Annotated in this window: 7 protein-coding genes; 6 read left to right on the forward strand and 1 reads right to left on the reverse strand. The window is 72.0% G+C overall.

Features of this window, described 5'->3' with window-relative positions; translation table 11 throughout:
- Positions 1 to 4: 4 nt before the first annotated feature.
- The 6 genes from ACFYNL_RS13100 to ACFYNL_RS13125 all read left to right on the forward strand — a co-directional run bounded on the left by ACFYNL_RS13100 (position 5) and on the right by ACFYNL_RS13125 (position 10,559).
- On the forward strand, positions 5 to 1,726 hold the full coding sequence (locus tag ACFYNL_RS13100) for an ABC transporter transmembrane domain-containing protein (protein WP_388801292.1): 1,722 nt from the start codon (positions 5 to 7) through the stop codon (positions 1,724 to 1,726).
- Between the two features lie 104 nt (positions 1,727 to 1,830).
- Positions 1,831 to 3,570, forward strand: coding sequence for an ABC transporter ATP-binding protein (locus ACFYNL_RS13105; protein WP_388801296.1), 1,740 nt, complete (start codon positions 1,831 to 1,833; stop codon positions 3,568 to 3,570).
- Positions 3,571 to 3,643: 73 nt separating this feature from the next.
- Entirely contained in the window at positions 3,644 to 5,689 is a 2,046-nt protein-coding gene (locus ACFYNL_RS13110; protein WP_388801299.1) for an NAD(+) synthase, read from the forward strand.
- Between the two features lie 339 nt (positions 5,690 to 6,028).
- The gene (locus ACFYNL_RS13115; RefSeq protein ID WP_388801302.1) at positions 6,029 to 8,092 is read left to right on the forward strand and encodes a M4 family metallopeptidase; all 2,064 of its coding nucleotides are present in this window, start codon (positions 6,029 to 6,031) and stop codon (positions 8,090 to 8,092) included.
- A gap of 211 nt (positions 8,093 to 8,303) precedes the next feature.
- Complete coding sequence (locus tag ACFYNL_RS13120) at positions 8,304 to 9,968, forward strand: M4 family metallopeptidase (RefSeq protein WP_388801305.1); 1,665 nt, start codon at positions 8,304 to 8,306, stop codon at positions 9,966 to 9,968.
- Positions 9,969 to 10,037: 69 nt separating this feature from the next.
- Positions 10,038 to 10,559, forward strand: coding sequence for a DUF1990 family protein (locus tag ACFYNL_RS13125; protein WP_388801308.1), 522 nt, complete (start codon positions 10,038 to 10,040; stop codon positions 10,557 to 10,559).
- 26 nt (positions 10,560 to 10,585) lie between these two features.
- Here ACFYNL_RS13125 and ACFYNL_RS13130 read toward each other — a convergent pair whose 3' ends face one another.
- Positions 10,586 to 13,204 carry a glycosyltransferase family 1 protein gene (locus ACFYNL_RS13130; protein ID WP_388801311.1) on the reverse strand — a complete coding sequence of 873 codons (2,619 nt, stop codon included), beginning with the start codon at positions 13,202 to 13,204 and terminating at the stop codon, positions 10,586 to 10,588.
- Positions 13,205 to 13,213: the final 9 nt, after the last annotated feature.

Here is a 13,213-nt window from a genome sequence, read left to right on the forward strand (position 1 = left end):
ACAGGTGATCGACGCGTACGAGGACCCGGGCGAGCCGGACTGCCGCGGCGGGTGGCGGTATCTGTGGTGGCTGGTCGTGCGCCAGCCGGTGCGGTCCGTCATGGGGGCGCTGATCTCCAGCGTGTGGATGGTGCTGCTGGCGGCGACCCCGTATCTGCTGTCCCGTGCCGTCGACGAGGGGCTGGCGACAGGTGACCACGGCGCGCTGGTGGGGTGGACGGGCGCGCTGTTCGCCGTGGGGGCGTTCAACGCCTGGCTGAGCATCATGCGGCACCGCACGATGACGCGGGTGCGGATGGACGCCAACTTCCGCACGGTCAAGGTGCTGGTGGGCCAGGCGGTACGGCTGGGTGCCGCGCTGCCCCGCCGGATCGGCACCGGGGAGGTCGTCACGATCGGCGTGGGCGACGTCCAGACCATCAGCCAGAGCCTGACCGTCGTCGGGCCGGGGGTCGGGGCGGTCGTCGCCTATCTGGTGATCGCCGGGTTGCTGGTGTCGGTGTCGGTGCCCATCGCCGTCGTGGTGCTGCTGGGGATGCCCCTGGTCGGCGTGCTCGTCGGACCGCTGCTGGGACGGCTGCAGGGGACGGAGTCGGAGTACCGGGAGCGGCAGGGCGTTCTGACCGCACGGATCGCCGACCTCGCGGGCGGGCTGCGCGTCCTGAACGGGCTGGGCGGCAAGGGCCTGGTCGCCGACGCCTTCCACCGCGACTCGCAGCGGCTGCGGGCGCAGGGGTACCGGGTCGGGGCGGTGACCAGCTGGGTGCAGGCGCTCGGTGTGGGACTGCCGACGCTGTTCCTGGCCGTGGTGACCTGGCTGGCGGCGCGGCTGGCCGCCCAGGGTGCCATCAGCGTGGGCGAGTTGGTGTCGGTGTACGGCTATGTCGCGGTGCTGGTGGGGCCGGTGGCGTTCTTCATCGAGTGCGGTTACCAGGTCAGCCGCGGGGTGGTGGCGGCGCGGCGGGTCGTACGGTTCCTGCGGCTGGAGCCGATGGCGGACACCGGCACCCGCCAGGCGCCGGCCGAACCGGCGGTGCTGCACGACCCCGAGTCCGGGGTGCGGGCGCTGCCGGGCCGACTGACCGCGCTGGCCGGGGCGCTGCCCGCCGACGCCGCGGCCGTGGTCGACCGTCTCGGCCGGTACGTGCCGTCGGCGGCGACCTGGGGCGGCGTACCCCTGGCCGAGATCGGGTTACCGCAGCTCAGGGAGCGCATCCTGGTCGCCGATCACGAGGCGGACCTGTTCGCCGGCACGCTGCGGGAGCTGATCGCCGGCCATGCGGAACCGGCCGCCCTGGACGAGGCGGCGCTCACCCGGGCCGTGTACACGGCCGTCGCCGAGGACATCGTCCGGGGCCTGCCCGACGGCCTCGACTCCCCCGTCGACGCGCAGGGCCGCAACCTCTCCGGCGGCCAGCGCCAGCGCGTCCGCCTGGTCCGCGCGCTGCTGGCCGATCCGGAGGTGCTGCTGGCGATCGAGCCGACATCGGCGCTGGACGCCCACACCGAGGCGCGTGTCGCGGACCGCCTGCACACCGAGCGCACCGGCCGCACGACCGTGGTGACCACCACGTCCCCCCTCGTCCTGGACCGTGCGGACGTCGTGCACTACCTGGTCGACGGCAAGGTCGCGGCCACCGGCACCCACCGCGAACTGCTGCACGGGGAGCCGGGGTACCGAGCGCTGGTGGCCAGGGACGAAGACGTCGAGGAGGCGCTGACGTGACGGAGGACCAACGTCCCGCAGGGGCAGGGGGAACCGACCGATCGACCCCGTCGCGCCCGGCACACCGCCCGGACGCCCCGGCGCGCGACCGCGCAGCCCTCCCCGTGGCCGGGCCCCGGGACGTCCGCCGGGCCACCGTCCGCCTGGTCCGGGCCGACGCCGGGGCTTTCACCGCCGTCCTCGCCCTGAACGCCCTCGCGGCGATCGCCGGCCTCGCCGGCCCCTGGCTGGTGGGCCGCATCGTCGACGAGGTCCGCGCCGGCCACGGTGTGACGACCGTCGACAAGCTGGCCCTGGCGATCCTGGGAGCCGCGACGGCGCAGCTGCTGCTGGCCCGCTGGGCCCGCTACGTCGGCCACCGCTTCGGCGAACGGACCCTGGCCCGGGTCCGCGAGGAGTTCGTGGACCGCACGCTCGCGCTGCCCGCGTCCGTCGTGGAACGGGCCGGCACCGGGGACCTGACGGCACGCGGCACCGCCGACGTGGCGGCCGTCGGCACCACCCTGCGCGACGCCGGGCCCGAGTTGCTCATCAACTCCGTACAGGTCCTGTTCCTGCTGGGCGCGGTCTTCGTCCTGGACCCCCTGCTCGGCGTCTGCGGTCTGCTCGGCCTGGCCGGGCTGTGGCCGGTGCTGCGCTGGTATCTGCGCCGCGCCCGCACCGGCTATCTCGCCGAGGGCGCGGCCACCTCCGACGTCGCGGAGGTCCTCGCGGCGACCGCGTCGGGCGCCCGCACGGTGGAGGCGCTGCGGCTGGAGCGGCGGCGGGTGGCCGCGAGCCGGGACGCGCTGGAGGTCTCCCGCCGGACCCGCCTGCACACCCTCTTCCTGCGCACGGTGTTCTTCCCGGCGGTCGAGATCGCCTACCTCCTGCCCGTGGTGACCGTCCTGCTCGCCGGCGGGGCGCTGCTCGCGCGGGGCACGGTCAGCCTGGGCACGGTGGTCGCGGCGGCGCTGTACCTGCAGCAGTTGGCCAACCCGCTGGACGAGATCCTCATGCGGGTCGAACAACTCCAGAGCAGCGGCGCCTCCTTCGCCCGGGTGGAGGGCCTGGCCGGCGCCCCGCGGGCGGCGGACGCCGACTCCCCCACCCCCGGGGACGACCGGATCGACGTGACCGGCGTGCACTACTCCTACGACCGCGGCGGCGAGGTCCTCGGCGGCGTGGACCTGACCGTCCGGCCGGGCGAGCGTCTCGCGATCGTCGGTCCCTCCGGTGCCGGGAAGACCACGCTGAGCAGGCTGCTGGCCGGTGTCGACGCGCCGACCCGCGGCTCGGTGACGGTCGGCGGCGTCCCGGTCGTCGCCCTCGGGCCCGAACGGCTGCGCCGCCAGGTCGTGCTGGTCACCCAGGAGCACCACGTGTTCCTCGGCACGGTCCGCGACAACCTCCGGATCGCCGAACCGTCGGCCACCGACGAGGAGTTGTGGGCCGCCCTCACCGCGGTCGGCGCCGACACCTGGGTACGGCGGCTGCCCGAGGGTCTCGACACGGCGCTGGGTGACGGAGGGCACCGTACGGACGGCTCGCAGGCCCAGCAGCTCGCCCTCGCCCGTGTGGTGCTGGCCGACCCGCACACGCTGATCCTGGACGAGGCGACGGCCCTGCTGGACCCGACCACCGCCCGGCACACCGAGCGCGCCCTGGCCGCCGTGCTGGAGGGCCGTACGGTCATCGCCATCGCGCACCGCCTGCACACCGCGCACGACGCCGACCGGGTGGCCGTGATGGAGGGCGGCCGGCTGACCGAACTCGGCACCCATGACGAGCTGGTCACCGCGGACGGGGCGTACGCGGCGCTGTGGCGGTCGTGGCACGGGAAGCGGCCGGAGCGGCCGGTCTGAACAGGCGATCTATGCTCGATGGGGAGGAGATCCCGCCCCACCGAGGAAAGCCAGAGCAGAAAGCCGCGGTCCATTGAACTTCTGGTCGATCTACGAGCACGGCTTCGCGCGGGTCGCCGCGTGCACCGGCCACACCGTCATCGCCGACCCGCACGCCAACGCCGAGACGGTGCTGCGCCAGGCGCGCGCCTGTGCGCGGGAGGGGGTGGCGGTCGCCGTCTTCCCGGAGCTGGGCCTGACCGGCTACTCGATCGAGGACCTGCTGTTGCAGGACGCGGTGCTCGACGACGTCGAGCAGGCGCTCGGCTCGGTGGTGGCCGGGTCGGCGGACCTGCTCCCGGTGCTGGTGGTCGGCGCGCCGCTGCGCCATCGCCACCGGATCTACAACTGCGCGGTGGTCGTGCACCGGGGCCGGATCCTCGGCGTGGCGCCCAAGTCGTACCCGCCGAACTACCGCGAGTTCTACGAGCGGCGGCAGATCGCCTCGGGTGAGGACGAGCGCGGCGGCACGATCCTGGTCGGCGGCGAGGAGGTCCCGTTCGGCGTGGACCTGCTGTTCGAGGCGGCGGACGTCCCCGGTCTGGTGCTGCACGCGGAGATCTGCGAGGACATGTGGGTGCCGGTGCCGCCGAGCGCGGAGGCGGCGCTGGCCGGGGCGACCGTGCTCGCCAACCTCTCGGGCAGCCCGATCACGGTGGGCCGGGCCGAGGACCGGCGGCTGCTGTGCCGGGCGGCGTCCTCGCGGTGTCTGGCGGCGTACGTGTACTCGGCGGCCGGTCTGGGCGAGTCGACCACGGACCTGTCGTGGGACGGCCAGACCATGATCTACGAGAACGGCGTCCTGCTGGCCGAGACGGACCGCTTCCCGCTCGACGACCAGTACGCGGTGGCCGACGTCGACCTCGACCTGCTGCGGCAGGAGCGGCACCGGATGGGCACGTTCGACGACAACCGGCGCACTCACGCCGATCGCACCGGCGACTTCCGCCGGGTGCGGTTCCGGCTCGACCCGCCGGCGACCGACCTGGGGCTCAAGCGCCGGGTCGAGCGCTTCCCGTTCGTGCCCGCCGACGCCGACCGGCTCGCGCTGGACTGCTACGAGGCGTACAACATCCAGGTCGCGGGACTGCAGCAGCGGCTGGCCGCCATCGGTGGCCCGAAGGTGGTCATCGGGGTGTCCGGCGGCCTGGACTCCACGCACGCGCTGATCGTCGCCGCCCGGGCGATGGACCGGGCGGGCCGCCCGCGCAGCGACATCCTGGCCTTCACCCTGCCCGGCTTCGCCACCAGCGACCACACCAAGGACAACGCCCACAAGCTGATGAACTCGCTCGGCGTCACCGCGGCCGAGCTGGACATCACGCCGACGGCGCGGCTGATGCTCAAGGAGATGGGCCACCCGTTCGCGTCCGGCGAGCCGGTGTACGACGTCACCTTCGAGAACGTGCAGGCGGGGCTGCGCACCGACTACCTGTTCCGCCTGGCCAACCAGCGCGGCGGCGTCGTGCTCGGCACCGGTGACCTGTCGGAGCTGGCGCTGGGCTGGTCGACGTACGGCGTGGGCGACCAGATGAGCCACTACAACGTCAACGGCGGGGTGCCGAAGACGCTGATCCAGCACCTGATCCGCTGGGTCATCGGCAGCGGGCAGTTCGACGAGGAGACCGGAAGGACGCTGGCGGCGATCCTCGACACGGAGATCAGCCCGGAGCTGGTGCCGGGCGAGGAGATGCAGTCCACCGAGTCCAAGATCGGCCCGTACGCGCTGCACGACTTCACGCTCTTCCATGTGCTGCGCTACGGCTTCCGGCCGTCGAAGATCGCCTTCCTGGCCTGGCACGCCTGGCACGACACGGACGCCGGGGCCTGGCCGCCGGGATTCCCCGAGGCGAAGCGAGTGGCGTACGACCTGGCGGAGATCCGGCGCTGGCTGGAGGTGTTCTGCCGTCGCTTCTTCGCGTTCGCACAGTTCAAGCGGTCCGCCATGCCGAACGGGCCGAAGGTCTCGGCCGGCGGTTCGCTCTCCCCGCGCGGTGACTGGCGCGCGCCGTCCGACGGCAACGCCCGGGCGTGGCTGCGGGATCTGGCGCGGGTCGACGGCGCCTCGACCGAGAAGTAGTCGGCCGTCGAGCGGCGGGAGGGCTCACACGCTGTGGGCCCTCCCGGCGTTCCGGTTCGCATACCGAACATGAACTCCCGGACAACGAACGATTTCCGGCCAAGTTCATGACGCGACCCTGACAGAAAGCGCGGTCAGCTGGCACTCTTCCCACGGCCGCGTCGCAACAACCCCACAGCACCGCCCTACGGCGGTGCAGCCGCGGCTGTACTCCCGCACGCGCACGTCCTTTCCGCACGCGCACGTCGTTCTGCGTACCACCTGCTCTGCCCGGACGGCCCACCCGCCGGACGGTCTCCCCTGGCCGCGTGATCCGCGGCCGCGCAGAAGGAGTCAGTGTTGAGAGACAGTTCCTCCCACAGACGCACCCCCCACGCCCCGCGTCACCACTCCACGCACCGCCGGGCCGCCGCCGTGGCCCTGGTCGGCGTGTCCGCCCTGATCGCCGCGGCCGTCCAGTCGGGCGCCGCCACCGCCGCCCCGGAGAAGGCACCGTCGGCTGCGGGCAAGGTCGTACCGGGCGCCGAGTCGGTCAAGCTCTCCCCCGCCCAGCGCGCCGCGCTGATCCGCGAGGCCGACGCCACCAAGGCGGACACCGCCGAGGACCTCGGCCTCGGCGCCAAGGAGAAGCTGGTCGTCCGTGACGTCGTCAAGGACGGCAACGGCACGGTCCACACGCGCTACGAGCGGACGTACGACTCACTGCCCGTCCTCGGTGGCGACCTGGTCGTGAAGACCACGAAGTCCGGCGAGGCGGCGGGCGTCGTCAAGGCCACCCGCGCCGCCATCAAGCCGGCGACCACCAGGACGTCCGTACCGGCGGCCGCGGCCGAACGGCAGGCGCTGGCCGCCGCCAAGGCGGAGAAGGCCAAGAGCCCCGATGTGAACCGGGCGCCCCGCAAGGTGATCTGGGCCGCGGACGGCAAGCCGGTCGTGGCCTACGAGACGGTCGTCGGCGGCTTCCAGCACGACGGCACCCCGCAGGAACTGCACGTCGTCACCGACGCCACCACCGGCGAGAAGCTGTACGAGTGGGAGGCGATCGAGACCGGCACCGGCAACACGGTGTACAGCGGCACGGTGAACCTGACCACCACGCAGTCCGGTTCGACGTACAACCTCACCGACGGCGCCCGCGGCAACCACAAGACGTACAACCTCAACCGCGGCACCTCCGGCACCGGCACCCTGTTCTCCGGACCGGACGACGTCTGGGGCAACGGCAGCCCGTCCAACCTGGAGTCCGCGGGCGCCGACGCGCACTACGGTGCCGCGCTGACCTGGGACTACTACAAGAACGTGCACGGGCGTTCCGGTATCCGCGGCGACGGCGTGGGCGCGTACTCCCGGGTCCACTACGGCAACAACTACGTCAACGCGTTCTGGTCGGACAGCTGCTTCTGCATGACGTACGGCGACGGTTCGGGCAACGCCAACCCGCTGACGTCGATCGACGTGGCCGCGCACGAGATGACCCACGGGCTCACGTCGAACACGGCCAAGCTCGTCTACTCCGGCGAGTCGGGCGGCCTCAACGAGGCGACCTCCGACATCTTCGGCGCGACGGTCGAGTTCTTCGCGGGCAACTCCTCCGACGTCGGTGACTACCTCATCGGCGAGGAGATCAACATCAACGGCGACGGCACGCCGCTGCGCTACATGGACAAGCCCAGCAAGGACGGCTCGTCCAAGGACGCCTGGTACTCGGGCATCGGCTCGATCGACGTGCACTACTCCTCGGGCCCCGCGAACCACTTCTTCTACCTGCTGAGCGAGGGCAGCGGCACCAAGACGATCAACGGTGTCACCTACAACTCGCCCACCTCGGACGGCCTTGCGGTCACCGGCATCGGCCGCGACAAGGCGGAGAAGATCTGGTTCCGCGCCCTGACCACCAAGTTCACCTCCACGACCAACTACGCGGCGGCCCGCACCGGCACCCTCGCGGCGGCCGGTGAGCTGTACGGCACCACGAGCGCCGAGTACAAGGCCGTCCAGCACGCCTGGGCGGGCGTCAACGTGGGCACGCGCCCGGGCGACGGCGGCGGTGGCGGCACGTCCTTCGAGAACACCGCCGACGTGTCGATCCCCGACCGGGGCGCGGCGGTCGAGTCGCCGATCACCGTCTCCGGGCGGACGGGCAACGCGCCGTCCAACCTCCAGGTCGCCGTGGACATCGTCCACACCTACATCGGTGACCTCAAGGTGGATCTGGTCGCCCCCGACGGCACGGCGTACACGCTGAAGGGGTACGGCACCGGCGGCAGCGCGGACAACATCAACACCACCTACACGGTGAACGCCTCCTCCGAGGTCGCCAACGGCGTCTGGAAGCTGCGGGTCCAGGACAACGCGGCCATCGACACCGGCTACATCAACAGCTGGAAGCTCACCTTCCCGTAGGCCGGTGAGCGGTCCGTCCCCAGACAGGGCGTCGTCTCGGTGGGTTCAACTCCCGCCGGGACGGCGCCCGTTCACATGAACGAAACATTTACCGGACAGTCGAGATTTGGCCAACATCACCTCACCCTCCTGACATGTACGCGTCCTAGGTGCCACTCTCCTTGCACCCGCCGCACAAGCACCCCCCGCACTCCCCCACAAAGGAGCTCGTGTGACACCCCTCTACGCGCGTCACAAGCGCACCACTCTGGCCATAGCCACCGCGGTGGCGGCCGGAGCCCTGCTCACCACCGGCCTGAGCGCCGGCAGTTCCGCCGCCGGGACCCCGGAGCGCGGCGACAGAGCGGCGGCTCCCCTCGCCGCCCCGGTCGCGCTCGCCCCCGCCGCGCGCACCGCACTCATCAAAGACCAACAGGCCGAGGCAGCCCGGACCGCCGACGAGATCGGCCTCGGCGCCCAGGAGAAGCTGGTCGTCCGTGACGTCGTCAAGGACGCCGACGGCACCGTCCACACCCGCTACGAGCGCACCTACGCGGGCCTTCCCGTCCTCGGCGGCGACCTGGTCGTCCACGAGACCGAGGCCGGAAAGGTCGCAGGCGTCACCAAGGCGACGAAGGCCGCCGTCGAGGTCGGCGACCTCACCGCGGACCTCACCAGGGCCACGGCCGAGAAGCAGGCCCTCAAGGCGGCCGAGGCCGAGGGTTCCACCAAGTCCGCCGCCGACAAGGCTCCGCGCAAGGTGATCTGGGCCGCGAACGGCAAGCCGGCCCTCGCCTACGAGACGGTCGTCGGCGGCTTCCAGCACGACGGCACCCCGCAGGAGCTGCACGTCGTCACCGACGCCACCACCGGCGAGAAGCTGTACGAGTGGGAGGCCATCCAGACCGGTACCGGCCACAGCCAGTACAACGGCACGGTGACCGTCGGCACCGCGAAGTCCGGCTCGACGTACCAGCTCAACGACTCGACGCGCGGCGGCCACAAGACGTACAACAAGGCCCGCTCGACCTCCTCCTCGGCCGGCACCCTCTTCACGGACGCCGACGACATCTGGGGCACCGGCACCGCGACGACCTCCTCGACCGACCAGAACGCCGCCGTGGACGCCCACTACGGCGCCCAGGTCACCTGGGACTTCTACAAGAACGTCCTCGGCCGCAACGGCATCAAGAACAACGGCGTCGCCGCCTACTCCCGCGTCCACTACGGCAACGCGTACGTCAACGCCTTCTGGTCCGACAGCTGCTTCTGCATGACGTACGGCGACGGCGACGGCAACGTCAAGCCGCTGACGTCCCTGGACGTGGCGGGCCACGAGATGACCCACGGCCTCACCTCCAACACGGCGGGGCTGAACTACAGCGGCGAGTCCGGCGGCCTGAACGAGGCGACATCGGACATCCTCGGCACGGCGGTGGAGTTCTACGCGTCCAATGCCAAGGACCCCGGCGACTACCTGATCGGCGAGAAGGTCGACATCCGGGGCAACGGCACCCCGCTGCGCCACATGGACAAGCCCAGCAAGGACGGCAACTCCGCCGACGCCTGGTCGTCCGGTCTGGGCGGCATGGACGTCCACTACTCCTCGGGCCCGGCGAACCACTTCTTCTACCTCCTGGCCGAGGGCAGCGGCAGCAAGACGATCAACGGCGTCACCTACGACTCCCCCACGTCCAACGGCTCCACCGTCACCGGGATCGGCCGCGACAAGGCCGTGCAGATCTGGTACAAGGCGCTGACCACGTACATGACGTCGACGACCACCTACAAGGGCGCTCGTACGGCGACCCTGAGCGCGGCGTCGGCCCTGTACGGCTCCACCAGCACGGAGTACAAGGCGGTCGCGGCGGCCTGGGCCGCCGTCAACGTCAACTGACGCCGATTCGCCCATGGGGCGGCACCCGGGAGGAAGGCATTCCCGGGTGCCGCCCTACTCTTGTGTCCCATGTCTTTGGGGCCATTCACGTACGCCGACATCGGCGCCACCCGGGAGGACGGCTTCTGCCCGCCCGGCTTCCACCCCCTCCACGTGCGCACCCGTATAGGCGAGGGCGAGAAGGTCTTCCGCAGAGCCGCCGAGGCGGTCATGACCTGGGAGATGCACCGGGCGATGGGCGTCGGCATGGACGTCTCCGCCGACCGCGCGGCCCCCGAGGTCGACGTCACGGTCACCCTCGGGCGCGTGATCAAGGCCCCCTGCCGGGTCGTCTGGACGGTGGAGGAGTACCGCCGCACCGGCTGGGCCTACGGCACGCTTCTCGGCCATCCCGAGTGCGGCGAGGAGTCCTTCGTCGTCGACCGCACGGGGGACGGCACGGTGTGGCTGACGGTGAACGCGTTCAGCCGGGCGGCGAAGTGGTACGCGCGGGCCGGAGGGCCGGCCACCCGCGGGCTGCAGCACGCTTACGCGCGGCGGTGCGGGGTGGTGCTGCGGCAGCTGTGCGAGCGCGAGTCCGGGGAGGGCTGAGCACACCCCGCCCTCCCCGGGCGGCGTCAGCGCATCAACACGCCCGCCCCCTCCCCCGCCTCCTGCGAAGGCACCGCCACCAAGCCCAGTTCCGCGCCCGACGCCAGCAACCGGTGGGAGGGGAGGATGCGGACCGTGTAGCCGTAGGGGCCCGTGCGGTCCAGGGCCAGCGGGCCCTCGTACACCCGGCGCCCCTCCGGGTCCGGGCCGCCCACCGGTTTGAGGGGGACGGTCGACGCGTCGGCGATGCGGTCCTCGGAGTCGACACGGCCCGAGACCGCCTGGACCTCGACGTCGTCGGGCCCGAGGTCGCCGAGGCCGACCCGTACGCGCAGGCTGAGGGTGGAGCCGAGTTCCGCGGTGGAGGTCGCCGCCGACGTCTCCACGTGGTCGACCGTGACGCCGTGCCACGCCGAGCGCACCCGCGCCTTCCAGCCGGCGAGTTTGCGCGCCGCCTGCGGTGTCATCGTGCGATGGGCGTAGGCGGCCGGGGCGTACAGGCGCTCGACGTACTCCCGGACCATGCGGCCGGCCAGCACCTTCGGGCCGAGCAGCGTCAGGGTCTGGCGGACCATCTCGATCCAGCGGTCCGGCAGGCCGTGCTGGCCCCGTTCGTAGAAGCGGGGGGCGACACGCTGCTCCAGCAGGTCGTACAGCGCCGCCGCCTCTATGTCGTCGCGGCGGTCGGGGTCGGTTCCGGTGCCGTCCGCGGTGGGGATGGCCCAGCCGAAGTCCGGCTGGAACCACTCGTCCCACCAGCCGTCCAGGACGGAGAGGTTGAGGCAGCCGTTCAGGGCCGCCTTCATCCCCGACGTGCCGCACGCCTCCAGCGGCCGCAGCGGGTTGTTCAGCCAGATGTCGCACCCGGGATACAGCTTCTGGGCCATCGCCATGCCGTAGTCGGGCAGGAAGACGATCCGGTGGCGTACTCGTGGGTCGTCCGCGAACCTCACCAGTTCCTGGACCAGGCGCTTTCCACCGTCGTCCGCCGGGTGCGCCTTGCCCGCGACGACGATCTGGATCGGCCGTTCGGGATGCAGGAGCAGGTCCATCAGGCGGTCGCGGTCGCGGAGCATGAGCGTCAGCCGCTTGTACGACGGGACCCGGCGGGCGAACCCGATCGTCAGCACGTCCGGGTCCAGGACGTCGTCGATCCAGCCCAACTCGGCCGTGCCCGCACCCCGTTGCCGCCAGGAGGCGCGCAGCCGCTCCCGCACCTCCGTCACCAGCTGCTCGCGCAGGGCCCGGCGCAGCTCCCAGACGTCCTGGTCGGGGATGTCCGCCACCGAGTCCCAGCGGTCCGAGCCGCCGACGGTCATGGCGTCCTCGGTGCGTTGGGCGCCGATCTGGCGGGCGCCGAGACGGAAGACCTCGGGGGCGACCCAGGTCGGGGCGTGGACACCGTTGGTCACCGAGGTGATGGGCACCTCGTCGGGGTCGAACCCCGGCCACAGGCCGGAGAACATCTCCCGGCTGACGTTGCCGTGCAGCAGCGAGACGCCGTTGGCCCGCTGGGCCAGGCGCAGGCCCATCACCGCCATGTTGAACAGGTTGGGCTCGCCGCCCGGGTAGGTCTCCATGCCCAGCCGGAGGATGCGTTCGACCTCGATGGTCGGCAGTTCGGCGGCGGGCCCGAAGTGGTGGGCGACCAGCTCGCGGTCGAATCGGTCGATGCCGGCCGGGACGGGGGTGTGGGTGGTGAAGACGGTGCCGGCGCGGACGGCTTCCAGCGCGGCGTCGAAGTCGAGTCCCTCGGCACAGAGTTCGGCGATGCGCTCCAGGCCGAGGAAGCCCGCGTGGCCCTCGTTGGTGTGGAAGACCTCGGGTTCGGCGTGGCCCGTCAAACGGCAGTACGCGCGGACCGCCCGGACACCTCCTATGCCCAGCAGCATCTCCTGGAGCAGGCGGTGCTCGCTGCCGCCGCCGTAGAGCCGGTCGGTCACTTGGCGCTCACCGAGGTCGTTCTCCTCGACGTCCGAGTCGAGCAGCAGCAGCGGCACCCGGCCGACCTGGGCCAGCCAGATCCGGGCGTGCAGCGACCTGCCGCCGGGCAGGGCGAGCAGGACCCGGGCGGGGGTGTCGTCGGGCTCCTTGAGCAGCGCGAGCGGCAGTTCGTTGGGGTCCAGGACGGGGTAGTGCTCCTGCTGCCAGCCGTCCCGGGACAGGCTCTGGCGGAAGTAGCCGTGCCGGTACAGCAGCCCGACACCGATCAGGGGCACGCCCAGGTCGCTGGCGGCCTTGAGGTGGTCGCCGGCGAGGATGCCGAGGCCGCCCGAGTACTGCGGGAGGGCGGCGGTGATGCCGAACTCGGGGGAGAAGTAGGCGATGGCGGCGGGGAACTCGCCGGGCTGGTCCTGGTACCAGCGCCGACCGCCGACGTAGTCGGCCAGGTCGTCGGCGACGGCGGCGAGCCGGCGCAGGAACCGGCGGTCCTCGGCCAGTTCCGCGAGCCGCCCGGGAGGCACGCTCCCCAGCAGCCGTACGGGGTCGCGCCCGCAGGCGGCCCAGCGTTCGGGGTCGACGGACTGGAACAGATCGCGGGTCTCCGCGTGCCAGGACCAGCGCAGGTTGCGCGCCAGGTCGCTGAGGGGCCGGAGGGGTTCGGGGAGGACAGGACGGACGGTGAATCGACGGATCGCCTTCACGGTTCCACC

Origin of the sequence: Streptomyces sp. NPDC007808, assembly GCF_042868655.1 — a bacterium.
Taxonomy (GTDB): Bacteria; Actinomycetota; Actinomycetes; order Streptomycetales; family Streptomycetaceae; genus Streptomyces.